The following is a 23,997-nucleotide window of genomic DNA, read 5'->3' as shown; positions in this document are numbered from 1 at the left end:
TTCTAGTCAGTTGATTGCCCGCGCCCCTTTCGAGGGGCGCTCTGCCATGAGTCACCGAACGGCCGTCTTGCTGATGCTGCTGGTCACGCTGATGTGGAGTTCGGCGGGCGTGGTCACGCGGCATCTGGATGCGGCGCGTGGGTTCGAGATCACGTTCTGGCGCAGCAGCTTCAATGCGCTGGCGCTCATCGTCATCCTCGGCATGATGCGGGGCAGGGCGCTGCTGGGCAGCTTGAAGGGCGGCGCGGTCTGGGCGTCGGGCCTGTGCTGGGCCGTCATGTTCACGGCCTTCATGGTGGCGCTGTCGCTGACGACAGTGGCCAATGTGCTGGTCACGATGTCGCTGTCGCCGCTGTTCACGGCGGTGTTGGCAAGGCTCTTCCTGCATCAACCGATTCCGGCGCGCACCTGGTGGGCGATTGCCGTGGCCGGTGCAGGCATCGCCTGGATGTTTGGCGGCCAGTTGGGCGGGCCGCTGCTGGGCGTCTTCGTGGCGCTGGGCGTGCCGTTGGCTGCGGCGTCCAACTGGTGCCTGCTGCAGAAAGTCGGGCAGGGCGCCGGCACCGACATGCTGCCCGCCGTCCTCATCGGCGCGCTGATCTCGATGGCCGCCATGCTGCCATTGGCCTGGCCGATGCAGGCCGGCGCGCATGACCTGGGGCTGCTGGCCTTCCTGGGCGTCTTCCAACTCGCCGTTCCCTGCCTGCTGGCGGTGCGCTTGGCGCGCGAGCTGCCGGGTCAAGAACTGGCCCTGCTCGGCCAGGCCGAAACCCTGCTCGGCGTGCTGTGGGCCTGGGCTTTTGCGGGCGAACACCCAGGCAGCGCGGCCCTGATCGGCGGTAGCCTCGTGCTTGCGGCGCTGATCGCCAACGAAGCGCTGGCTCCCCCTTCCGTCAAATCCGTCCTGAAGAACGCATGAAAGACCTGATCCCGCCTTTGGGTGCCGACGGCCAGATCCTGGCCGAGGTCAACGGCTGCCTTGGCCTCATCACGCTGAACCGACCGCAGGCATTGAACGCCCTTTCGCTGGCCATGATCCGCGACATGACGGCCTTGCTGCGCCACTGGGCCGCGTCGCCCGAGATTGAGGCCGTGGCGGTGCTCGGCGCCGCGCGCGAGGGCAAGGCGCCGGCCTTTTGTGCCGGCGGCGACATCCGCTTCTTCCACCAGGCCGCCCACGCCGGCGATGCGGCGCTGGAGGATTTCTTCACCGAGGAATACCGCCTCAACCACCTGATCCACCACTTCCCCAAGCCCTATATCGCGCTGATGGACGGCATCGTCATGGGCGGCGGCATGGGCATCAGCCAGGGCGCCAAGCTGCGCGTGCTGTCCGAGCGCTCCAAGCTCGCCATGCCCGAGACCGGCATCGGCCTCTTTCCCGACGTCGGTGGCGGCTACTTCCTGGCGCAGTGCCCCGGCCATGTCGGCGAATGGCTGGCGCTGACCGGCCAGGCCATCGCCGCCGGCGACGCCATCGAGTGGGGCCTGGGCGACGTCTATGTGCCGGCGTCGCAATGGGCCGACCTCGTTGAAGCGCTGCGGGCCAGCCCGCAGCCCAGCGCCGAACATGTCGTCGCGACGATCATGGAACGCGCCGACCTCGCGCCGGCCGCCGACCCCAAGGCCGCGGCGGAGCGCATCGACCGCCACTTCGGCGAGCCGACGCTGGCAGGCATCCTCGCCTCCCTGGCTGCCGCCCCTGACGATTGGGCGCACCAGACGCGCGAGACCCTGCTGACGCGTTCGCCGACGATGCTGGCCGTGACGCTGGAACTGGTGCGCCGCGGCCGCCAGCTCAGCCTCGCCGATGACCTGCGCCTGGAGCGTGATCTCGTTCATCACGCCTTCCACATGCGCGGTGCGGCGCGCAGCGAGACGGTCGAGGGCATCCGTGCCTTGGCCGTGGACAAGGACCACGCCCCGCGCTGGCAGCCGGCGGCGATTGCCGACGTCAGTGCCGCCGAGGTGGCGGCCTTCTTCACCAGCCCGTGGCGCGCGGCCGAGCATCCCCTGCGCGACCTGAGCTGAAGCTGTCGCCCCCCGGATTGGGGGTTGGCCGGCAAGGCCTGTCTCCAGACACTCGCGAAAATTCTTCGACGGAGACCTCGATGCGCAAGCTGCTCATGACTGCCCTGCTGGCTACCGGCCTGATCGGCCAGGCCGCCAACGCGGCTCCGACGCTGTGGAGCGTTGGCTCCGGTGGCAATGGCCACTACTACGATTTCATCGACTCCAATGTCAGCTGGGACGACGCCTTCAAGGCCGCCCAGGCCATGAGCTTCATGGGCCAGACCGGCTATCTGGCCACCATCACCAGCGCGGGCGAGAACCGCTTTGCCTCCGTCACCGTGGCGGGCAGTGTGCTGGCATGGCTGGGCGCGTCGGACGCCGGCAGTGAAGGCAACTTCACCTGGCGTGATGGCCCCGAGGTCGGCCAGGCCCTGACCTACACCAACTGGAATCCGGGTGAGCCGAACAACTGCTGCGGTGGCGAGAACTACCTGCAGACCAACTTCGGCGTCGCCATGGGCTGGAACGATCATGGCGGCCCGGGCAATGGCGGCCAGATCAATGGCTTCCTGGTCGAGTTCAATGCGCCCAACAACGTGCCCGAGCCGGCCAGCCTGGCGCTCGTGATGGCAGCGGCCCTGGCCGGTGTCGGCGTCGCACGCCGTCGCGGCCGCTGAGCCCTCGCCCTCCAGCATTTCTCAACGCCCGCGTCAGCCCGACGCGGGCGTTGCCATTTGCGGGCCGGGATAATCACGCCCGTGACTGCCTTCTCTCCCTGGCGCCTGTCCGTCGCTCCGATGATGGACTGGACCGATCGCCATTGCCGCTATTTCCATCGGCTCATCACCCGCCAGACCCTGCTGTACACCGAGATGGTGACGACCGGGGCGCTGTTGCATGGCGACCAGCCACGCCATCTCGACTTCAATGCCGAGGAGCATCCGGTCGCGCTGCAGCTGGGCGGCAGCGAGCCCGCCGACCTGGCCGCCTGTGCCAGGCTGGCCGAGCGCTGGGGCTATGACGAAGTCAACCTGAACTGCGGCTGCCCCAGCGAGCGCGTGCAAAAGGGCGCCTTCGGTGCCTGCCTGATGGCCGAGCCCCAGTTGGTGGCCGATTGCGTGAAGGCCATGCGTGACGCGACCGCGCTGCCGGTCACCATCAAGCACCGCATCGGTATCGACAAGATCGAGAGCTACGACTTCGTGCGCGACTTCGTCGCCACCGTCGCCGAGGCCGGCTGCGAAGTCTTCATCGTGCATGCCCGCAATGCCTGGTTGCAGGGCCTGTCGCCCAAGGAAAACCGCGAGATCCCGCCGCTGCGCTACGAACTCGTGGAGCAGCTCAAGCGCGAGTTCCCGCAACTGACCATCGCCATCAACGGCGGCCTGAAGACGCCCGACCAGATTGCCGGGCAGCTGGCCGTGCTGGACGGCGTCATGATCGGCCGCGAGGCCTATCACGAGCCCTGGAGCATGGTCGAGTGGGACTCGCGCTTCTTCGGCCAGCCCGACCCGGCGCCGAACTCGACGGCCGGGCGCGAGCAGGTCGAAGAGGCCTGGCTAGCCTACCTCGAGCGCGTGCATGCCACCGGCCGTTCCTGGTCGTATGCGATGCGCCACGCCCTGGGCCTGTGGAATGGCACGCCCGGCGCGCGGCGCTGGCGCCAGGTCTGGAGCGATCACCGCCTGAAGACGCTGGCGCCACGCGAGGTGGCCGCGCAGGCCACGGTCGCGCGCCTGTCCGGCATCGCCGTCGCTGCCTGAGCATGACGACCGGCTGCGTCGGGGCCCTCGGCGAGCATGCGCGCATGCATGTTTGCCTGACCCGGACCGCCGCCCTGGCGTTGTGCCTCGCCGTGGCGGGCCACGCCCAAGCCACGCCCTGCCAGGACAAGCCAGGCGCGGCCGCTCGCCGGCAAGTCGTCGAGCAGGGCCTGTTGCCGGCGGTGGTGTTCGAAGGCGAAACGCGGCCGCAGACCCTGGCCGCCCGCATGGCCGAGCACGGCGTGCCGGGGCTGGCCGTGGCGGTGCTGCGCGGCGGCGAGGTGGACTGGATCGCCGTCTACGGCCGCCGCACATCAGAGGCGCAGGCGCCGGCGGTGGGCTGCGCCACGCTGTTCCAGGCCGGCTCGCTGGCCAAGCCCGTCACGGTGCTAGCCGCGCTACGCCTGCAGGACGCCGGCCGGCTGGATTGGGACAGCGACATCGATGGCCTGCTCACGTCGCTGCAGCTGCCTGCGGGCAAGCAGACGCCCGAGTACCCCGTCACGCTGCGCGGCTTGCTGGCGCATACCGCGGGCATCACGCCAGGGGGCTACCCCGGCTACGCCCAGCATGGGCCGGTGCCCACGCCGATCGAGGTAGCGATCGCGGCGCCGGGCACGAACACGCCGCGGCCCGAGGTCGTGCGGCGGCCCGGCGAAGCGCTGCGCTATTCCGGCGGCGGCTACACGCTGGCCCAGCTCGCCTTGCAGGACAGCCAGAAGCTGGCCTTCGAGCCGTTGATGCAGCGTTGGCTGTTGCAGCCCCTCGGCCTGCGCCGCGCCACCTTCGCGCTGCAGCGGCTCGGCAGCGGCGGCGACGTGGCGGCCGGCCATCAGGGCGGTGCCAAGCCGGTGCCCGGCGGCTGGCTTCACCTGCCTGAAAGCGCGGCGGCCGGGCTGTGGTCGAACGCGGGCGACCTCGCCACGCTGCTCATCGAGCTGCGCAAGGGCTGGCAGGGCCGCAGCACGGTGTTCCGCCAGTCCAGCCTGCGCGAGCTGCTGGGCACGCCGGTCGAAGGGCATCTCTATGGATTCAGGCTCGCTGGCGAAGGCCAGCAGCAGTTCCTCGTCCACTACGGCGGCACGGCGGGCTACAACGCCGGCATGGCCATCAATCTGCACACGGGCGATGGGCTGGTCTACCTGGCCAACGCGGAGGCGGGCCGCGAGCTGAGCAGCGAACTGATGGCGGCCGTGTCGCGTGCCTATGGCTGGACGCAATTCCGCGAGACGCGGGTGCGCCGGGCCGAGGTGAGCGAGGCAGCCGTCCAGGGTCTCGCGGGCCGCTACTTCTTCGCCAGCATGGGGGTGCGCGTGCAGGTGGAGCAGGCGCAGGCGCAACTGACCCTGGTGTTCCCCAACGGCGACCGCCTGGCGCTGACGCCCATCAGCGTCGATGGCGCGCCGCTGCAGTTCATCCACCCCACCGGTGTGCGTGTCGGCTTCCAGCGCGGCGAGGCCGGCGCGGTGACGATGCATCTCTACGGCGACCAGGGCATTCGCGAGAACTCGCCGTGAGCGAATTTGTAGACAGCCCGGATATCGGGCCCGTCCTGCCGCCCGACGAGCCGTTGTGGAGCCACAGCTTCGACACGGCGCTGGGCTGCTGCGGCGTCGTATGGAGCGAGCGCGGCATCGTCGCGTCGTTGCTGCCCGATGCCAGCCCGGCACGCCTGAAGCGCCGCCACCCGAGCGCGCAGTCGACCGACGAACTGCCGACCCCCATCGCCCACGCCGTCGAGGGTATCCGTGCGCTGCTGGCCGGCGAGGTGCGCGACCTCAGCGACATCGTCCTCGACGAGCGCGGCATCCCCGAGTTCCGCCGCCAGGTCCATGCGCTGACCCGCGCCATCCCGCCCGGCCAGACGCGCACCTATGGCGAGATCGCCAACGCCCTCGGCCAGCCCGGTGCCGCGCGCGCCGTGGGGCGGGCGGAGGGCGACAACCCGTTTCCGCCCATCGTGCCCTGCCATCGCGTGATGGGCGCCGGCGGCGAGCCGACGGGCTTCTCGGCGCCGGGCGGCGTCGAGACCAAGCGGCGCATGCTGCTGATCGAGGCGCGTGCGGTCGGCCAGCTGGCGGGTGATCAGCAGCCGCTTTTTTAATCAGTTGGGGACAGAGCTTTTCGCTTCGCTCCAAGGTCTGTCCCGCAAAATCACCCACTATGTCCTTCGCTTCCCTGGGCCTCTCGCCCGCCCTGCTGCGCGCCGTGCGCGAACAGGGCTATCACGCCCCCACCGCCGTCCAGTCGGCCGCGCTGCCGCCCATCCTGGCCGGCCGTGATGTGCTGGCGCTGGCGCAGACCGGCTCCGGCAAGACCGCGGCCTTCGCACTGCCGCTGCTGCAGCGCCTGGTCGCCTCGCCGCCACGCCCGGGCCCACGCGCGCTGGTGCTGGCACCGACCCGTGAGCTGGCGGCGCAGACGGCCGAGTTGCTGCGCAATGTCGCGGCCCTGCTGATGCACCGCCCCAAGATCGCCCTGGCCTTTGGCGGTGTGTCCATCAACCCGCAGCTGATGGCCTTGCGCGGTGGCTGCGACGTCATGGTGGCCACGCCGGGCCGGCTGCTGGACCTGCTGGACCACAACGGCCTGACCCTCGCCGGTGTGCAGTGCCTGGTGCTGGACGAGGCCGACCGCCTGCTCAGCCAGGGCTTTGCCGAAGAGCTGCAGCGCGTGCTGGCGCAGTTGCCCGCGCAGCGCCAGTCGCTGCTGTTCTCCGCCACCTTCCCGCCGGCGGTGCAGGCCCTGGCCGACGCGCTGCTGCACGACCCCGTGCGCATCACCATCGAGGAAGCGCCGCCGCAGATCACCCAGCGCGCCATCCAGCTCGACCGCGCCCAGCGCCTGCCTGCGCTGCGCCAGCTGCTGGCCGAGCAGGATTGGCCGCGGGCGCTGGTCTTCGTGGCCAGCCGCTACACGGCCGAGCTGGTGTCGGACAAGCTCTTCGCCCACGGCTTCAAGGCCGGGGCCCTGCATGGCGAGCTCAGCCAGGGCGCGCGCAGCGATGTGCTGGCGGCCTTGAAGGATGGCAGCGTCAAGGTGCTGGTGGCCACCGACGTCGCCGCGCGCGGCCTGCATGTCGATGCGCTGGACGCCGTCATCAACTACGAGCTGCCGCGCTCGGCCGCCGACTACACCCACCGCATCGGCCGCACCGGCCGCGCGGGCGCGCAAGGCGTGGCCATCAGCTTCATCTGCGCAGACAGCCCCGAGAACGCCGAGAGCCATTTCCGTCTCATCGAGAAGCGCCAGGGCCAGCGTGTGGAGCGAGAGCGCTTGGCCGGCTTCGAGCCCGAGGCCGTGGCGACCGAGGCCCAGGCCACGGGCGGCATCAAGAGCACGACGCGCAAGAGCAAGAAGGACAAGCTGCGCGAGGCCGCCGCTCGCGGGGAATGAGCGATGGGCATTGAGATCGAACGCAAGTTTCTCGTCACCGGCGACGGCTGGCGCCAGCCGGCTTCGGCGCAGACCCACTTCAGCCAGGGCTACCTCAGCCGCGACCCGGCGCGCACGGTGCGCGTGCGCATCGCCGGTGAGAACGCCTTCCTGACCATCAAGGGCGCCACGACCGGCGCGACGCGGGCCGAGTTCGAGTACGAGGTGCCGCTGGCCGACGCGCAAGCGCTGCTGGCGATGTGCGATGGCCCGGTCGTCGAGAAGATCCGCCACCTCTGCCCGTACGAGGGCATGACCTGGGAGGTCGATGAGTTCCTCGGTGCCAATGCCGGCCTCGTCGTCGCGGAGATCGAGCTCGAATCCGAGGGGCAGGTCTTCGGCAAGCCGGCATGGCTGGGCGTCGAGGTCACGGGTGACGCGCGCTACGTCAACGCCAACCTCGCGGTGCGGCCCTTCACGAGTTGGTGACGCAGGCCCCCCACGTCTGAGGCCGCCGAGCGGCTTGTGGCGCCCAACCCGGCGGCGCAGCATCGGCCTTTTCGTCCGGGAGCCTCGCCATGCTTGTCGTCGCACTCAAGCCTCAGATTTCGGTCGAAGTGCAGCCCAGGGTGGGCGGCTCGGTGCGCTACCTGCGCAGCGCGCCGAATGCCGGCGGTGCCGACGAGGGCCTGATGAACCTGGCGCTGTACATCACCAACACCTCTTCCAAGGCCATCCACATCGTGGGTGTTTCCGTCAAGGTGCTGAGCAGCAGCACGGCGCAGCAGGACATGGTGGTGTCCTGGACCTTCCAGCCCGAGGGCAGCGTCAATGCCAACGGAGCGGCGACCGACAGAGGCTGGTGTCCCTTGCCACAGAGCCATGTCTTCAGCATCCCCACCGGCACGCTGAGCGTGCGCGTGGCCATCACGTCGAGCACGGCCAGCCAGCCGCTGGAGCTGGTGCTGTCGCTGGAACGCGCCGCCAGCCCCGGCGGGGCCTACCGTTTCTGGTCGGACGTGCGCGATATGCGGCCCGGCGAGTTCTGGGCCGTCAGCGGACTGGGCCACAGCCACGACAACCCTGCCCAGGTGCATGCCTATGACGTGGGCGTCACCGGCGGCAACCCGTTGTCGCCGCTGTTGCCGGGCGGCGACCAGCACCGCAACGAGGACTACCGCATCTTCGGCAAGCCCATCTACGCGGTCGCCGATGGTGTGGTGCAGGCTTGCCGGAGCAACTTCCCGAACAACGCCGACGCCAAGAATCCGCTCAGCCAGACGGTGCTGGACCGGATCGAATCCATCGGCGACGGCAATGGCAACTTCTTCATGATCGCGACCGACGGTGGCGACGAGTCGGTGCTGTACGCCCATATGCAGAAGGGCTCGCTGAACCCCGACCTGGCGGCCGCCGGCCGCCACGTGAAGGCTGGCGACTTTCTCGGCCTGGCGGGCAATTCGGGGAGCTCCACCAACCCGCACATGCACATCCACAGCAACCGCCGCAATACGGGGCCCTTGTTCTGGGTCGATGCACCCAGGCCCCTGACCTGGGTGCATGCCCGCGCCGTCGCCCGGAATCAGCTGAGCCAGGCCCATCCGCCCTGGGTGCCGCTGGCCGGCCGCGGCGTGCCGACGGGTGAAAGCGCGATCTGGCCATCGGACAACCCGGTGGTCACGACGCGTGCGGCTGCGGTGAGCCAGTTCGCGATCAGCTCGACCCGGCAGGTCTGGGTGGTGCGCAAGCCCGACGGGGCTGTGCGCCTGAGCAGCCAGGCACTGCCGGCGCGCGGCTTCGTGGGCGTCTGGCTGGACCAGAACCCCGGCGGCAACGCCAAGGCCATTGCCGTGCGCGGCAGCCAGGTCTGGGTCATCGGCAGCGACGACGCCGTCTGGGAGGGGCGGGTGGATCATTGGGAGCGGCTGCCCGGCAGCCCCTCGGCCAAGCGCCTGGCCGTCGACGCCGAAAGCGGCCAGCTCTGGTGCCTGACGACAGGCGGCGCGGTCAAGAGCTACTCGTCCAGCACCCACACCTGGAGCGCCCACCCCGGCAACGCTGTCGCGCAGGACTTGTGCGTCTACCAGGGCCGGCCATTCATCTGCCACGCCAATGGCGCCATGATGAAGAGCGATGGCGCCAACGGCTGGGCGCCGTTCGCCGGTGGAGGCAGTGGCAAGCGCCTCACGGTGGATGCCGATACCGGCAAGTTCTGGGCCGTCGGGACGAACGACGGCATCTGGTCCTACCAGGGTGCATCGGGCTGGGATGAGCATCCGGGCGGCGGGCGGGCGCGCGAGATCTGCGTCAGCGACGGCCAGCCTTTCGTCATCGGCATCACCGGCGACGGCCTGTGGCAGAGCGCGGGTGAGCATGGCTGGCGGGCGATGAACGTCATCGAACCGGCCTAGGCAGACCGTCCCCCACGATTGAAGACGGGTCGGCGTGATCCAGTTGGGGCTTGCCTGCGTAAGAGGACAGGAGCGGGTGTCATACGCTGGCAATCCTTGCAGCCGAAGATGCGCCGTTTGCTTTCTCCTGTCGGTCACGCTCCTCCGTCATCACGCCCGTGCCAATCGCCCTGTCATCGCTGCTGCAACGAACGCGCGCCGCCGTCCTGGCGCTGCTGCTCGTCGTGTTGCCGCTGCAGGGCGTGGTGCAACTCGTGGCCGGCCTCCAGGGGCATCGGCATGTGCACACGGGCGCTGCCCATGATTCCCTGCTGTCCGGCCTGGCCCAGCCGCTGCGAGCCCTGCTGGATCAGCTGCACGCCGCCCAGGACCAGCGCTTGACCGGGTCCAGGGCCACCTGGCTGGCGAACAAGGGGCCGGCTGCCGGCATGCATGAACATGGTGGCGTCTTTCACAAGCACGCGGCTGACACCGCCGACGTGCTGGACGTCGGGGACGCAAGCGACGACACCGCGCAAGGCGGTGTGACGGCCTTCCTGGCCTGGCTCCCCGTGAGCCTGACCTTGCCCGCCGCTCGGGGTGACGACCACCCCGTTGCGGTCGATCTCGACTGGCGTGACCACGCCATCGCGCCGCCGCTGACGCCGCCCCGCGGCTGAGCATGCCGGCGCACTTGCGCCGCCCCGACGCTCTCCCGCCTTCCGCCCGTCCCGAGTCGACAGGCGGCGTGCTCCCGCGCTTTCCGAGATCTCCATGCCCAAGCATCGTTTGACGCTGCTGGCCACCGCCAGCCTGCTCGTCGCTTCCATCGCCCATGCCCAGGCCCAGGCCGAGGCGCCGGTCATCGTCGCTGCCGCCGTGCTGGAAAAGGTCGAGATCACGGGCCGCCACTACGACAACGCCATCGGCAGCAGTGACGCTGCCTCGCAAGGCAGCATCCGCGCCGAACTGCTGAAGAGCCGCCCCGCGCTGCGCCCTGGCGAGGTGCTGGAGTTCGTGCCCGGCCTCATCGTCACCCAGCACTCCGGCGACGGCAAGGCCAACCAGTACTTCCTGCGTGGCTTCAACCTCGACCACGGCACCGACTTCGCGACCAGCGTGAATGGCCTGCCCGTCAACATGCCCTCGCACGGCCATGGCCAGGGCTATTCGGACCTGAACTTCCTCATCCCCGAACTGGTCGACCGCATCGAGTACCGCAAGGGACCTTACTTTGCGAGGAACGGCGACTTCGCCGCGGCCGGCTCGGCCGACATCGCCTACCGCAGCACGCTGGACGAGAGCTTCGCCGCGCTGACGCTGGGCCAGCGCCAGTTCCAGCGCTTTGTCGGCGCGGGCTCCACGCATCTGGGCGACATGCATCTGCTGGGCGCCATCGAGGTGCAGCACAACGACGGGCCCTGGAAGCTGCCCGAACGCCTGCGCAAGCGCAATGGCGTGCTGACGCTGTCCGGCGGCACGCAGGCCGAAGGCTGGAGCGCCAGCCTGATGGCCTATGACGCCAGGTGGAACTCGACCGACCAGGTGCCCGAGCGACTCATGGCCACCGGCACCTTCAACGGCAAATCCTTCGGCCGCTTCGACGCGGTCGACACCAGCGACGGCGGCGAGACCCAGCGCAGCAGCCTGTCCGGCGAGTGGCATCGCAACGGCGACGGCGGCAGCACGCGCGTCGCCGCGTACGCGATGAACTACCGCCTCAAGCTGTTCTCCAACTTCACCTACGCGCTGGAGCGGCCCGATGACGGCGACCAGTTCTCGCAGCAGGACAGGCGCAGCGTCCACGGCTTCAACGCCAGCCATGCGGTCGATCACGCGCTGGGCGGGTTGCCCGCCCGCAGCGAGATCGGCCTGCAGCTGCGCCATGACCGTGCCCGCGTCGGCCTGTTCGATGCCGTCGAGCGCCGCATCACCGCCACCACGCGCGACGACGATGTGCGCGAGACGCTGGCCGGCCTCTATGGCCAGACGTCGGTCGAGCTGGCGCCCTGGCTGCGCGCCGTCGTCGGCCTGCGCGCGGACGAGGCGCGCTTCAAGGTACACAGCTACAGCAATGCCGCCAACTCCGGCAGCGCCTCGGCCCATCTGCTGTCGCCCAAGTTCTCGCTGATCGCCGGTCCGTGGGCGAAGACGGAGTTCTTCTTCAACGCCGGCCGGGGTTTCCACAGCAACGACGCACGCGGCACGACGGCCACTGTCGATCCCAAGACGGGCGACGCGGTCGACAAGGTGCCGGGCCTGGTGGCCGCGCGTGGCATGGAACTGGGTGCGCGGACCGAATGGGTGCCGGGCTTGCAGTCGTCGGTCGCGCTCTGGAAGCTCGACTTCGACTCGGAGCTCGTCTACGTCGGCGACGCCGGCGCCACCGAGGCCAACCGGCCCAGCAAGCGCAGCGGCGTCGAGTGGAACAACCGCTACATCCCGCTGCCCTGGCTGCTCATCGACGCCGACCTGGCCTGGACGCATGCGCGCTTCGCCAACGCGGATCCGGTTGGCAACCGCATCCCCAATGCCGTCGACAAGGTCGGCTCCATCGCCGTCACCGTGCGTGACCTCGGCCCCTGGTCGGCCAGTGTGCAGTGGCGCTATCTGGGTTCGGGCTCGTTGGTCGAGGACAACAGCGTGCGCTCCCGCTCTTCGCTGACGACCAATCTGCGCGTCAGCCGCAAGCTGTGGAAGGGCAGCGAAGTGACCTTCGACGTCTTCAATCTCGGCAACCGCAAGGTCAACGACATCGAGTATTTCTACGAGTCGCAGCTGCCGGGCGAGGCCGCACCGGTGGCCGACAGACATGTCCACCCCGCCGAGCCGCGCACGGTGCGCGTGACCTTCAAGCTGGGGTTCTGAGCGTGCGCTGTCGCCGTGCGAGCGCCTGCAGCACCGAGCCGGCCAGGAAGAGCAGCAGCCAGGCCAGCAGCGCCGACTTCACCAGCGGCGACTCCGGCCCGCTGGCCAGCGGTTGGCCGGCGGGCAGGCGGGTCAGCGTCTCGTTGATGCCCGGCACCAGCAGCAGGAAGAAGCTGAAGGACAGCCCGAAGTCGGCCAGATAGGGGCGCGCGCGGCCCAGGAAGGCCAGGCGGGGCGCCAGCAGCGAGCCGGTCACCGCCAGCAGCGCCAGGATGCCCAGCGCATGGCCGGGGTTGAAGCCGCCCGTGCTCGACAGGCCAAAGGCCGTCAGCACCGACAGCACCAGCCCGGCCACATAGACACGGCCGGAGCGCGTGCCGGGGGCGATGCGGCGATGGCGGGCGAAGGCGTAGAGGCCGGCGACGAGGGGCAGCAGGCTGATGGCGGTGTGGGCGATGCCCAGCGTGGACAGGGGGTGAGGCATGGGAGGCGCTGCGAAAGTTCGGAGGGCTGAACTCTAGAAATCCAGGCGCCGCTTGGGGGTGACATGTGGATGACAAAAACGTCATCTGCCGGGCGCCGCAAGTGCGCAAAATCCGCCCGCATGAAGATCCTCGTCATCGAAGACGATCCCAAGACCGGCGACTACCTGAAGAAGGGGCTGCGCGAGAGCGGCTATGCGGTCGACCTGGCCCGCACCGGCACCGACGGCCTGCAGATGGCGCTGGCCAACGCCTACGACCTGGTGGTGCTGGACGTCACGCTGCCCGGCATCGATGGCTGGCAGATCATGCCGACCCTGCGCAGCAAAGGGGGCGAGAGGGGCGACATGCGCGTGCTCTTCCTGACCGCGCGCGACCAGCTCGGCGACCGCATCCGTGGCCTGGAGCTCGGGGCCGACGACTACCTCGTCAAGCCCTTCTCCTTCACCGAGCTGGTGCTGCGCATCCGCACGCTGCTGCGGCGCGGTCCGGCGCGCGAGGTGGATGTCTACGAAGTGGCCGACCTCAAGCTCGACGTGCTGCGCCGCCGGGTGACGCGCGAGGGCACCGAGATCGCGCTGACGAACAAGGAGTTCCTGCTGCTGCACCTGCTGGTAAAGCGCCAGGGCGAGGCGCTGTCGCGCACGCTGATCGCTTCCGAAGTGTGGAATATGAACTTCGACAGCGACACCAACGTCGTCGACGTCGCCATCAAGCGCCTGCGCGCCAAGGTGGACAAGCCTTTCGCAACGCCGTTGATTCACACTGTGCGCAGCATCGGCTATGCGTTTGGCGATGGGGTCATCGAATGATGACCCGCTGGTTGCCGCGCTCACTGGCGGTCCGCGTCACGCTGCTGTGCGCTCTGATCGCCGTCTGGACGACCGGCATGCTGGGCATGTATTTCTTCTTCGCCGCACGCACCGGCATCACCGCGCATGCCGATGAACAGCTGATCGCACGCGCCGAACATTTCCGTCGCCTCGTCGCGGATGCGCAGACCATTGCCGATCTGCGTGACCGTTCCCTGCTGTTCGAGGCGCTGCTGGGCACGGCCAGCGACGTGCTGATCCTGCGCCGCGCCGGCGAGGCGCCGCTGGTCGAGGTCAACCCCGACCATGCGCCGGTGCCCGCGGCCTTCGCGCCCGTGGCGGCTGACCGCGCCCTCGACCCTCAGCACGTGCGTGACGACCAGGTGCGGGGCCAGCCGCGCATGCATTGGGTCTCGGCCCAGGCGCGCTCCGGCCAGGATGGGGCGCTGATCGAGGTCGTCGCGGGCCATCCTCTCGTCAGCGAGATGCAGATGATCGTCAACGCCCGCAACCAGGCGCTCATCGGCACCTTCATGGCGATGGGCGCCTGCACGCTGCTGGTCTGGCTGGTGCTGCGCCACGGGCTGCGGCCGCTGCGCCGCGTGGCCGAGCAGGCGGCGCTGATCAACCCGATCAACCTGGCCCTGCGCCTGCCCGACAAGGACGCCCCGCAGGAGTTGCAGGACATGGTGGCCGTGTTCAACGCGATGCTGGACCGTGTGTCCAGCGGCTACGAGCGGTTGTCGCAGTTCTCCGCGGACCTGGCGCACGAGATCCGCACCCCCGTCGGGGTGCTGATCGGGCAGACGCAGGTGGCGCTGAACCGCCCGCGCAGCGCCGCGGACTACCAGCAGCTGCTGGAGTCCAACCTGGAAGAGCTGAACCGGCTGCGCCTGACCATCGACAACATCCTCTTCCTTGCCCAGGCCGATCACGCGACGCTGGAGCTCGAGCGCTCACCGCTGGTGATGGCCGATGAGTTGCAGAAGATCGCCGAGTATTTCGAGGGGCCGGCGGACGAGRCCGGCTTGCGTTTCGACGTGCAGGCCAGCGGGGCCGCCCTCGTCAACCTGCCGCTGTGCCGGCGCGCCGTCCACAACCTGGTGGTCAACGCGCTGCGCTACAGCACACCGGGCACGACGATCCGCCTGATCGGCACCCAGGACGAGGCCGGCTCCACGCTGGCGGTGGAGAACGACGGCCTGCCCATTCCGGCCGAGCAGCTGGAGCGGCTGTTCGACCGCTTCTACCGCGCCGATGCGGCGCGCGGCCGGCCGGCAGAGTCCAGCGGGCTGGGCCTGGCCATCGTCAAGGCCATCATGGCCCTGCACGGTGGCCAGGCGCGGGTGTCATGCACGCCGGCGGGGACGATCCGTTTCGAGCTGCGCTTCCCCGCGCAGACGGGGTATCTGAATTTCCCCGCGCGGCCCGGCCACTCACCAGGGCGGTGACTCGCTGAGGGCTTCCTCGGGCACGTTGGCGGGCAGGGCGGCCGGCACCGGGGCCGGTGCAGGGCCGGCGGCGAAGTCATGCTCGCCGCCCAGGCCTTCGATCAGCGCCGGGATCAGCCGGCTCAGCTCGCCGGTGGCCAGGGCCAGGTCGGCATCAAAGGCCTCGTCGCCGCTGGCTTCGGGCTTGCCTTCGAAGGCCAGGTCCAGGAAGCTGATCTTCTTGATCGTGAAACCCTCGGTCAGCGTGAAGGCGACGCGCTCGTTCCAGCTCAGGGCCAGGCGGGTCGGCATCTTGCCGCTGGTCAGATGGGCGCGCACCTCGTCGATGTCCAGCGGGTGGCGGGCGTAGCGCACGACGGGCTTCTCGTCGTCGCTGCCCTTGAGCTCGCATTCGCGTTCGATCTGGAAGCCCTCGGGCGTCACGCCGTCCAGCAGCCAGGCCGCCATGCAGGCGGCGGGGCTCTCGGCGGTCTGCACGAGCTGCAGGCTCAGACCCGGGCTGGCCTGGATCAGCAGCGTGACGACTTCATCGGCCCGGCTGCTGGAGCCGGCGTCGACGAAGAGCAGGCCTTCCTTGGGCGCAATCCAGACCTGCGTGGCCGAGGTCTTGGTGAAGGCGCGCGGCAGCAGCTCGTGCGTGGCCTGCTCCTTCAGATCCTTCTTGGCCTTCTTGCCGGGCTTGCGGCCGGTCGTGGCCTCGATGTGCTCGGCCAGCTCGTCGATGCGCTCCTGCACGACGGAGGAGGGCAGCAGGCGCTGCTCGCGCTTGAGCTTGACGAGCCAGTGGCCGTCGACGACTTCGACGAGGGGCGCGTGCTCGATACCGCGGGGCGGTGCCCAGCCGACGGCCAGGGGCTGGGTGGGGGCGCAGGCGAGGAAGGGTTCCTTGGCGAGCTGTTCGGCGAGCAGCTTGGCGTCGGCCGTCCAGCCTTCGCCGATGCGGTAGGTGATCAGGTTCTTGAACATGGGCGCTGGAGAAACGAGAAGCCCGCCAGCGGCGGGCTTCGGAAACTGAGTGCCTATTGTCTCAGGTCCGGCGGCGGCGCCATGTCAGCAAGGCGCCGGCTCCCGCCATCCAGAGCCAGCAAGTCGCAGGTTCCGGCACGGCGGTCGTGATGGCCTGCATGGTGCCCGTGAAGCTGCCGTCGGCCACAAAGGTGAGGCCGGTGACGAAGCCGGTCACGTCGAAGGCGTTGACGTTGGCAGACGATTCGATGCCGCGGATCTGGAAGCGATCCACGCCCGCCGCAAAGCCATGGGCCGTGAAGTCGAAGCTCGCGCCGGCCGCCACGGCGCCGGCGCTCTGCTGCCAGGCGCCGCCGCTCCAGGTCCAGACTTCGTAGAGGCCATCGCCGACATTGCTGGCCACCTGCACGGCCTTGAAGTTGGGGTCGCCCGCGCCCGTCGTGTAGCTGAAGCCGGTGGCGACGACGGGGTCGATGAAGGTGATCTGGTTGGGCCCGACGTTGCCGATGTTGAAGCCGTAGAGGGGGCCGGCGAGCAGGCCGCTGGTGGTTGGCACCGGGGTCAGCGTGGGCAGGGCGATGTTGCTGACGCCGGCGGGCAGGGTGGCCGGGTTGATGGGCGTGAAGTCGAAGTAGGAGCTGGAGCGCGAGAGCGGCGAGCCGTCGGCGCGGGTGTGGATCAGGTCGATGCTGATGGAGTAGCTGGTGCCGTAGTTCAGCAAGCCGGTGGGCAGCGTGAAGTCGGGGCTGGCGATCACGGGGCTCTGCCAGATCATGTCGGACTGCTGGAAGCTGCGCTGCACGCTGCCGCGGGACTCGACGGTGACCGGGTGGGTGTTGTCCTGCACGCGGATGCGCATCTGGTCGATGCCGTCCGGTGTGCTGGCCGGCAATGTCCAACTGACCTTGGGCGTCAGGCCCGCGCCGCTGATCGTCATGGACTGCACGAAGGGCATCATGCCCACGTTGCCCAGCTCGGGCGTCTGCACGATCAGCGTGTTGCCCGCGGTGTAGTTGGCGGCGGTGGACAGCAGCAGCCGCCAGCTGCCGGTCAGCGCCGGGTTGTAGGGCGTGGAGGCGAAGTACTGGTGCGGGTAGTACGTCCAGTCGCGCTCGTACAGGCCCAGCTTGCGCCAGTCCGGGTCGGTGGCGAGGGAGTCGCAGCTCAGGCCGGTCGGGCAGTTGGCCACGAAGCCGTAGACATAGGCGCCCGGGGTGCCCACGGGCGGCTGCACGTTGAGGATGCCCATGACGGCGATGTCGCCCGTCGCGAAATTGCCGCTGTTGGCGCTGTTGGCCTGGCGAATGTGGAAAGTGGTCTCGGCCGTGGGCGGCGCGGCCAGGGCGCAGGCGGCCGTGAGCAGGCCGAGGCTGGTGCAGGCAAAGGCTTTCATTTGGGGGCTCCCTGAGACCAGGGCAGCCTAGCCGGGCGTCCTGCACCGGGATACCCCCTCCGGAGGGGGCATGGCTATCGCTCAGGCGAGCCGGGGTTCGTCCATGACCTGGCGCAGCAACTGTTCGAAGACCTCGACCGACTGGCCGCCCTGGATCAGATGGCGCTGGTTGACGACGATGGCCGGCACGGCGTGGATGCCCTGGGCATGCACCTCGGCCTCGGCAGCAGCGACCTCTTCGGCATAGCGCTGGCTCGCCAGCAGTTCGCGCGCCTCGGCCTCGGGCAGGCCGGCGGCGGTGGCCAGCTCCAGCAGCACCGCGTGGTTGGACACGTCGCGGCCTTCGGTGAAATAGGCCTTCAGCATGGCGACCTTCAAGCTGCGCTGCGTGGCGCCACCGAAGGCCTCGTCGGCCCAATGCAGCAGGCGGTGGGCGTCGCGCGTGTTGTAGATGCGGCTGCGCGCGCCGGGCCTGAAGTCAAAACCCAGGGCTGCGCCGCGCTCGCTGATGGCCTGGCGCGTGCCGGCCAGCTGGGCCGGGCTGGCGCCGTACTTCTCGGCCAGGTGCTCGCCGATGTCCTGGCCTTCGGGGCCCATGCCCGGGTTCAGCTCGAAAGGGTGGAAGTGCAGGTCCAGTTCCAGCCCGGGGATGCGGGCCGCGGCCGCTTCGAGCGAATACAGGCCGATGGCACACCAGGGGCAGACGATGTCGGAGATGAAGTCGATACGCATGGGCGGCATTTTCGCGGGCCCTGGATGACCCTGGGGTTTGCAGGCTTGAGACAAGCGTGATGGGGTTGCAATTGATTGCGGTGGCAGTTGTTGCGCTGCGCGGTGCGAGGCTAATAATGGCTTTGCCGCACCCACCCCGTCATGCCCGCCCAGACCTGCAAAAGATTCTGCCGCTGGAAACATGGCCTGCTCTCAGGCCTGGGCGCCTTTGTGACGATCGGGGCCGCCCAGGCCCAGGAGGCCGACAGACCGGCCGGTGGTTCGGCTCTGCGGTTCAGCGGTTTCGGCAGCCTCGGGCTGAGCCATGTGGAGGCGCCCGACGGCTGGGGCTTTCGGCGCGAGCTGGGCCAGTCAGCCAATGGCGATGGCTGGCGCCCCGACATCGACACCCGCCTGGGTGCGCAGCTGAACTACAGCCTGGGCACGAAGTTCGAACTCGTGGCCCAGGCCATTGCCAAGAAGCGTGGTTATTACGCGGCCGACAGCGACGTGCTGGAGTGGGCCTATGCGGCCTGGCGTCCCAACGCCGAATGGGCGCTGCGTGTCGGCCGCGTCAATCTCGACGCCTTTCTGATGGCCGACTACCGCAACGTCGGCTACGGCTTCATGACGGCCCGCCCGCCGGGTGAGCTCTACGCCATCCTGCCCACGACGCTGGACGGTGCCGACGTGGCGCGCAGCTGGATCCAGGGCGACGCGCAGTGGCGCGCCAAGCTGATGACCGGCACGGCGCAAATCGGCGACCTGCACACCGCCAAGCCCAGCCGCGTGCGCCGCGTGATGGGCGGCATGCTGTCACGCGAGGAGGGCGGCCTGCTGCTGCGTGCCAGCGTCGCCCGCACCCGCATCGACATCGACCTGTCCAGCGCCCAGGAGGCGGTGGCCGGCCTGGTCCAGCTCAGCAGCCTGCCCATCCCCGCGGTGGCTGATCAGGCCCGCGTGCTGCGCGACCGCCTGGGCGCCTCGGCCCTCTGGGCCACCTTCTGGGAGCTCGGCCTGCGCCACGAGATGGCGGACTGGCAGTGGAGCGCCGAGATCGTGCGCATCCAGGCCAAGCCGCTGATCGATCAGACCTCGGCCTATGTGACCGTGGGGCGGCGCTTCGGCGACTGGACGCCCTACGTCGCCTACGGCCGCACGCGCGATGCCATGCCCGCGCTGGCCATGCCCGCCTGGCAGGCGGTGCTGACGCCGGTCATCGGCCTGCCGGCCGCGGCCGGCGCCCAGATCCTGGGCAGCGCGGTCACGGCCTCGGTGAACGGCTCGCGCGTGCAGCAATCGACGGCGTCGATCGGCGCGCGCTGGGACTTCCACCCCCAGGCCGCGCTCAAGCTGCAATGGGACCGCATCCGCGTCGACGCCAATGGCACCGGCCTGTGGACGGGCACCGACAACACGGCCGGCCGCGCCAACGTCGCGACCGCCGTCGTGGACTTCATCTTCTGAAGGCCATGGGCATCCGCAATGTCCTCACCCTCGCCGCGGCTGTTGCCGTCGGGGGCCTGGCCTTGCCGGCGCACGCCGACTTCTACATCGTCGTGCACGCCAGCAACCCGCAGCACAGCCTGACGCAGAAGGAAGCCGTCGACCTCTTCATGGGGCGCAGCCGCGCCTTCGCCAACGGTGACTTCGCGCTGATCTTCGACCTGCCGCGCGACAACCCACGCCGCGGCGCCTTCTACCTGGCACTGACCGGCATGAGCGTGGCCCAGGTCAACAGCTACTGGTCGCGGCTGATGTTCTCCGGCCAGAGCGCACCGCCGCGATCGCTGCCGGACGAAACCGCCATGGCGGCCATGCTGCGCCGCAACCCCGGCGCGCTGGGCTGGCTGAGTCGCGAGCCGACCGAGCCGGGCCTGCGCTCCGTGCTGGTCATCAAGGAAGCCACGAGCCCATGACGCAGACCGCAGCGCCCCGGGTCCGCGGCGCGAACAGCCTGCAGCTGCGTTTCATGCTGGTGGTGTTTGCCAGCGCCACGCTGCTGGCCCTCGTCGTGGCCACCGTCGCCTACCAGCTCAGCCAGGCGCGTGCGCTGGCCAGTGGCCGCAGCAGCGTGGAGGCGCTGGCCACGGYCGTCGAGAAAACCCTGGCCATCGGTGCCTATGCCCGCGACGCCGTGTTGTTGCAGGAGGTGGCCGGGGGCCTGGTGCGCAACGAGCTGGTGGACGTGGTGGCCGTCGTGGCCGCCGACGGCAGCGCGCTGGCCAAGGTGGTACGCCCAGGCGCCGTCGAACGTCAGGCCGCCACCTTGCTGACGCGCCCGCTGATGTCGCCCTTCGACGCCAAGGAAGGCCTGGGCCAGTTGCGCATCCACCTGAACGACGCCAAGGTCAGGTCCGATGCGGACCGTGAGGCCTACACGCTGGCGGCTGCCATGGCGGGGCAGGCGGCGCTGCTGGCTTTCGTCCTTTACCTGGTGGCGGCACGCATGGTGTCCAGCCCCATCGTGCGCCTGGCCAGCGCGCTGCGGCGCATGACGCCGGGCTCGGCCCAGCGGCTGGAGGCGCCTCCCGGCCATGCCCGCGACGAGATCGGCGTGCTGATCGCGGGCGCCAACGAACTGCTGGACAGCAACGAGCGCCAGCTGCAGGTCGAACGCAAGCTGCGCGCCGAGGTCGAGTCCATGGAGGCCCAGTACCGCCAGATCTTCGACTCCAGCAGCGCCGGCATCTTCGTGCTCGACGAGAGAGGCCGCCTCATCAACGGCAATCCGACGGTATCGCGCGTGGTCGGCCTCAGCATGGCCGATCTGCGCAATCTCAGCGAGGACGACTTCATCACCCGCGTCTTCAGCCGGCCCGAGCAGGTCCGGCAGATGGTCGACGACGCGGTGAAGCGCGGCGAGACGGTGTCGGCGGACCTGGAACTGGTGCAGCAGGGCGACGAGAGGCGCTGGGTGCACTGCCTGATCTCCGTGCAGCATGTCGACGGGCGCACGGTCGAGGGCGTCATCTACGACATCACCGAGCGCAAGAGCGACGAGAACGAGGTGCGCCACCGTGCCGAGCACGATGCGCTGACGCAGCTGAAGAACCGCGCGGCGGGCCAGGCGACGCTGGAACGCTTCCTGGCCGATGCGCAGGCGCGCGGCACGTCCGTCTGCGTGGCCTGCGTCGACCTGGACGGCTTCAAGCAGATCAACGACACCCATGGCCATGCCAGCGGCGATGAAGTCCTCGTTGCCTGTGCCGACCGCATGCGCACCGCGGTGCGACGCTCCTCCGACCTGGTTGCGCGCCTGGGCGGCGACGAATTTCTCATCGCGCTGCGCGACGTCGGTCCCGCGGATGCGGTGCTGATCCAGGTCATGCGCGGCCTGCTCGACGGGTTGTCCCTGCCTATTCGGCTGTCCACGGGCGAGGAGGTCAGGGTCGGCGTCAGCATCGGCGTGGCCTGCCTGCCGACGCACGGCACCGACCCGCAAGGTCTGGTGCGTGCGGCGGACGAGGCGCTCTATCACGTCAAGCGGAACGGGAAATTGGCTTTTGCGCTAGCGTTGACGGGTTGAGCAACCCCTCGCCCAGACTGGCCGCGCTGAACGCGGGCCAGGCTGGTCGGTCCCCCCGAGGGGACGGCGATGCATGCGGCTTTGAGCCGCACGCACATCGCCATCGCGGGCCGGCTAGGGAGCGGCCCGGCGCTCGGCCCGAAATACGCCTGCCCAAAAAACTGGAATTCTCATGACCGACTACACCCCACCCCAGGTCTGGACCTGGGACAAAGCCAACGGCGGCCAGTTCGCCAGCATCAACCGACCCATCGCCGGGCCGACACACGACAAGGCCCTGCCGGTGGGCCGCCATCCGCTGCAGCTCTATTCATTGGCCACGCCCAACGGCGTCAAGGTCACCGTGATGCTGGAGGAACTGCTGGCCCTGGGTCACGCCGGTGCGGAATACGACGCCTGGCTCATCCGCATCAACGAGGGCGAGCAGTTCGGCAGCGGCTTCGTCGAGGCCAACCCCAACTCCAAGATCCCCGCGCTGATGGATCACAGCGGTGCGCAGCCCGTGCGGGTGTTCGAGTCCGCGGCCATCCTCCTCTACCTGTCCGAGAAGTTCGGCGGCGCCTTCCTGCCCGAAGGCGGGGCGGCGCGTGCCGAGGCCCTGAGCTGGCTGTTCTGGCAGATGGGCAGTGCGCCCTTCCTCGGCGGTGGCTTCGGCCACTTCTATGCCTATGCACCGACCAAGCAGGAATACCCCATCGACCGCTACGCGATGGAGGTCAAGCGCCAGCTCGACGTGCTGAACCGCCATCTGGCCGAGCGCCCGTATCTGGCGGGTGAGCAGTACTCCATTGCCGACATGGCCACCTGGCCCTGGTATGGCGCCTTGGCCAAGGGCCAGCTCTACGGCGCGGGCGAGTTCCTGTCGGTGCACGAATACACCCACGTCATCCGCTGGGCCGACGAGATCGCCCAGCGGCCCGCCGTCAAGCGCGGCCGCAAGGTCAACCGCACCTGGGGTGAGCCGGCCAGCCAGCTGCATGAGCGCCACGAGGCCAGCGACTTCGATCTGAAGACGCAGGACAGGCTCGCGCCATGATGACGCTCTACGACTGCGCCACCGCGCCGAGCCCGCGCCGTGCCCGCATCCTGCTGGCGGAGAAGGGCGCGCCCCACGAGACCGTGCAGGTGGACCTGCGCAGCGGCGAGCAGATGGGCGAGGCCTTCCGGCGCATCAACCCGCGGTGCACGGTGCCGGCGCTCGTGACCGAGGAGGGCGCCGTGCTGACCGACAACGCGGCCATCGCGGCCTATGTCGAGGCACGCTACCCCGAGCCACCGCTGCTGGGCCGCAGCCCGCTGGAGAAGGCGCAGATTGCGGGCTGGCAATGGCGTGTCGAGTTCGAGGGCCTGCTGGCGATTGCCGAGGCCTTTCGCAACAGCAGCCCGGCGATGGTCGGGCGCGCCTTGTCCGGGCCGGTCGACTATGTGCAGATCCCGGCATTGGCCGAGCGGGGCTTGGCGCGGGTGCAGGCCTTCTTTGCGGTGCTGAACGAGCACCTGGCCGAGCGTGACTTCATTGCCGCGGGGCAGTTCAGCATCGCCGACATCACGGCCGTCGTCGCGGTGGACTTCGCACGGGTCGTGAAGGTCAAGCCGGGCGAGGAACACCCGTACTTGCGTCGCTGGCGCGAAGCGATGCAGGCGCGCGGGACGATGGGTTAGGCGGCCCATAGAGCGCTTCGGTGCGCAGGCTGTAGTGCGTGAGGCGCTGGCGCTCGCGCGGCCGATCGACCTCGCGAGGAGACGAGGGCAAGAGCAGCGCTAATTGCATTCTGCGGCTACCCGCCTTTCAGCGGCCGCGATGGTGGCTTGGCGGTTCTCGTCCTTGACGTACTGACGTTCGCCTTTGTTGTCATGGGCGTAAATCTTCGCCCCCTCCGTCTTGACCACCCCCAACTGCTGCCGGGCGTAGTTGCATCGCTGCATTCGATTGAATGCATCCACTTTGTCGTCTTCGGCCCTCCTTTGCTCGGCTAGCAGCCTCTCGGCTGCGCTCTGCGGCCTCGGCCGCGACTCGGTCGCAACCTGGGGCGGGCGCTGAAGCGGCGCGGACCGCGTCGGCGCCACGGTTTGGGATGGATAGCTCGGACTGGCTGGTCGTGGCCCGACGTTCCAATTCGCGCCTGGCCCGCTGTCTCTCTCCCGGAGCACTAGGGGTTTCGCAGCGGGTCGCGGGTCCGCGTCTGTCGTGCCAGGGCCGCAAGGGAAACCCTGGAAGACCTGGCGACCGTCCGCGGCCTTGCA

23 protein-coding genes are annotated in these 23,997 nt (G+C 69.3%); 18 read left to right on the top strand and 5 right to left on the bottom strand.

What is annotated here, in order from left to right; all coding sequences use genetic code 11:
• Positions 1-46: 46 nt before the first annotated feature.
• The 11 genes from AC1D2H_RS08915 to AC1D2H_RS08865 all read left to right on the top strand — a co-directional run bounded on the left by AC1D2H_RS08915 (position 47) and on the right by AC1D2H_RS08865 (position 12,409).
• A complete protein-coding gene (locus AC1D2H_RS08915) occupies positions 47-919 on the top strand; it encodes a DMT family transporter (RefSeq protein ID WP_478010684.1) in 873 nt (290 codons plus the stop codon).
• Entirely contained in the window at positions 916-2,031 is a 1,116-nt protein-coding gene (locus AC1D2H_RS08910) for an enoyl-CoA hydratase/isomerase family protein (protein ID WP_478010683.1), read from the top strand. The genes AC1D2H_RS08915 and AC1D2H_RS08910 overlap by 4 nt, the downstream gene beginning before the upstream one ends.
• Before the next feature lie 80 nt (positions 2,032-2,111).
• The gene (locus AC1D2H_RS08905) at positions 2,112-2,690 is read left to right on the top strand and encodes a C-type lectin domain-containing protein (protein ID WP_477936828.1); all 579 of its coding nucleotides are present in this window, start codon (positions 2,112-2,114) and stop codon (positions 2,688-2,690) included.
• A 72-nt stretch (positions 2,691-2,762) separates the two neighbouring features.
• Positions 2,763-3,776, top strand: coding sequence for a tRNA dihydrouridine(20/20a) synthase DusA (gene dusA, locus AC1D2H_RS08900; RefSeq protein WP_478010722.1), 1,014 nt, complete (start codon positions 2,763-2,765; stop codon positions 3,774-3,776).
• Between the two features lie 2 nt (positions 3,777-3,778).
• Positions 3,779-5,293, top strand: coding sequence for a serine hydrolase domain-containing protein (locus AC1D2H_RS08895; RefSeq protein ID WP_478010682.1), 1,515 nt, complete (start codon positions 3,779-3,781; stop codon positions 5,291-5,293).
• Positions 5,290-5,880 carry a methylated-DNA--[protein]-cysteine S-methyltransferase gene (locus tag AC1D2H_RS08890; protein WP_478010681.1) on the top strand — a complete coding sequence of 197 codons (591 nt, stop codon included), beginning with the start codon at positions 5,290-5,292 and terminating at the stop codon, positions 5,878-5,880. The genes AC1D2H_RS08895 and AC1D2H_RS08890 overlap by 4 nt, the downstream gene beginning before the upstream one ends.
• 59 nt (positions 5,881-5,939) lie before the next feature.
• On the top strand, positions 5,940-7,172 hold the full coding sequence (locus AC1D2H_RS08885) for a DEAD/DEAH box helicase (RefSeq protein ID WP_478010680.1): 1,233 nt from the start codon (positions 5,940-5,942) through the stop codon (positions 7,170-7,172).
• 3 nt (positions 7,173-7,175) lie between these two features.
• Positions 7,176-7,640 carry a CYTH domain-containing protein gene (locus tag AC1D2H_RS08880; RefSeq protein ID WP_478010679.1) on the top strand — a complete coding sequence of 155 codons (465 nt, stop codon included), beginning with the start codon at positions 7,176-7,178 and terminating at the stop codon, positions 7,638-7,640.
• An 89-nt stretch (positions 7,641-7,729) separates the two neighbouring features.
• Positions 7,730-9,562, top strand: a complete 1,833-nt coding sequence (locus tag AC1D2H_RS08875; RefSeq protein ID WP_478010678.1) for a M23 family metallopeptidase — start codon at positions 7,730-7,732, stop codon at positions 9,560-9,562.
• A gap of 158 nt (positions 9,563-9,720) precedes the next feature.
• Positions 9,721-10,221, top strand: a complete 501-nt coding sequence (locus tag AC1D2H_RS08870) for a hypothetical protein (RefSeq protein ID WP_478010677.1) — start codon at positions 9,721-9,723, stop codon at positions 10,219-10,221.
• A gap of 94 nt (positions 10,222-10,315) precedes the next feature.
• Positions 10,316-12,409, top strand: a complete 2,094-nt coding sequence (locus AC1D2H_RS08865) for a TonB-dependent receptor (protein ID WP_478010676.1) — start codon at positions 10,316-10,318, stop codon at positions 12,407-12,409.
• On the opposite strand, the gene AC1D2H_RS08860 is transcribed toward AC1D2H_RS08865, so the two are convergent.
• Positions 12,393-12,893 (bottom strand): DUF2306 domain-containing protein, encoded by a 501-nt coding sequence (locus AC1D2H_RS08860; RefSeq protein WP_477936843.1) that lies wholly within the window; start codon positions 12,891-12,893, stop codon positions 12,393-12,395. The two genes, AC1D2H_RS08865 and AC1D2H_RS08860, sit on opposite strands and share 17 nt — an antisense overlap.
• A 120-nt stretch (positions 12,894-13,013) precedes the next feature.
• Between AC1D2H_RS08860 and AC1D2H_RS08855 the strand changes: the two genes are divergently transcribed.
• Both AC1D2H_RS08855 and AC1D2H_RS08850 read left to right on the top strand, forming a co-directional pair.
• Positions 13,014-13,703, top strand: a complete 690-nt coding sequence (locus tag AC1D2H_RS08855; RefSeq protein WP_478010675.1) for a heavy metal response regulator transcription factor — start codon at positions 13,014-13,016, stop codon at positions 13,701-13,703.
• Positions 13,703-15,154: a heavy metal sensor histidine kinase gene (locus AC1D2H_RS08850; RefSeq protein WP_478010674.1), complete on the top strand. Its 1,452-nt coding sequence runs from the start codon at positions 13,703-13,705 to the stop codon at positions 15,152-15,154. Before AC1D2H_RS08855 ends, AC1D2H_RS08850 begins: the two co-directional genes overlap by 1 nt.
• Here the strand turns inward: AC1D2H_RS08850 and AC1D2H_RS08845 are convergent.
• The 3 genes from AC1D2H_RS08845 to AC1D2H_RS08835 form a co-directional block, all read right to left on the bottom strand.
• A complete protein-coding gene (locus AC1D2H_RS08845; RefSeq protein WP_478010673.1) occupies positions 15,140-16,120 on the bottom strand; it encodes a recombination-associated protein RdgC in 981 nt (326 codons plus the stop codon). The two genes, AC1D2H_RS08850 and AC1D2H_RS08845, sit on opposite strands and share 15 nt — an antisense overlap.
• 61 nt (positions 16,121-16,181) lie before the next feature.
• Positions 16,182-17,513 (bottom strand): PEP-CTERM sorting domain-containing protein, encoded by a 1,332-nt coding sequence (locus AC1D2H_RS08840; protein WP_478010672.1) that lies wholly within the window; start codon positions 17,511-17,513, stop codon positions 16,182-16,184.
• Positions 17,514-17,594: 81 nt separating this feature from the next.
• Positions 17,595-18,245: a DsbA family oxidoreductase gene (locus AC1D2H_RS08835; protein WP_478010671.1), complete on the bottom strand. Its 651-nt coding sequence runs from the start codon at positions 18,243-18,245 to the stop codon at positions 17,595-17,597.
• A 210-nt stretch (positions 18,246-18,455) separates the two neighbouring features.
• Between AC1D2H_RS08835 and AC1D2H_RS08830 the strand changes: the two genes are divergently transcribed.
• From AC1D2H_RS08830 to AC1D2H_RS08810, 5 genes are all read left to right on the top strand, one after another.
• A complete protein-coding gene (locus AC1D2H_RS08830; protein ID WP_478010670.1) occupies positions 18,456-19,691 on the top strand; it encodes a hypothetical protein in 1,236 nt (411 codons plus the stop codon).
• Between the two features lie 5 nt (positions 19,692-19,696).
• Positions 19,697-20,143 carry a hypothetical protein gene (locus tag AC1D2H_RS08825; RefSeq protein WP_478010669.1) on the top strand — a complete coding sequence of 149 codons (447 nt, stop codon included), beginning with the start codon at positions 19,697-19,699 and terminating at the stop codon, positions 20,141-20,143.
• Positions 20,140-21,753 carry a diguanylate cyclase domain-containing protein gene (locus AC1D2H_RS08820; RefSeq protein WP_478010668.1) on the top strand — a complete coding sequence of 538 codons (1,614 nt, stop codon included), beginning with the start codon at positions 20,140-20,142 and terminating at the stop codon, positions 21,751-21,753. Before AC1D2H_RS08825 ends, AC1D2H_RS08820 begins: the two co-directional genes overlap by 4 nt.
• A 172-nt stretch (positions 21,754-21,925) precedes the next feature.
• Positions 21,926-22,789: a glutathione-dependent disulfide-bond oxidoreductase gene (gene yghU / locus AC1D2H_RS08815; RefSeq protein WP_478010667.1), complete on the top strand. Its 864-nt coding sequence runs from the start codon at positions 21,926-21,928 to the stop codon at positions 22,787-22,789.
• Positions 22,786-23,415, top strand: a complete 630-nt coding sequence (locus AC1D2H_RS08810) for a glutathione S-transferase family protein (protein WP_478010666.1) — start codon at positions 22,786-22,788, stop codon at positions 23,413-23,415. The genes yghU and AC1D2H_RS08810 overlap by 4 nt, the downstream gene beginning before the upstream one ends.
• Before the next feature lie 99 nt (positions 23,416-23,514).
• Here the strand turns inward: AC1D2H_RS08810 and AC1D2H_RS08805 are convergent, their stop codons facing one another.
• Complete coding sequence (locus AC1D2H_RS08805) at positions 23,515-23,697, bottom strand: hypothetical protein (protein ID WP_477936864.1); 183 nt, start codon at positions 23,695-23,697, stop codon at positions 23,515-23,517.
• Positions 23,698-23,997: the final 300 nt, after the last annotated feature.

The sequence above is a fragment of the Roseateles sp. P1_C1_2 genome (genome assembly GCF_056406535.1).
Note: the sequence above shows the minus strand (reverse complement) of the source record. Positions and strands in the feature narration are given on the sequence as shown.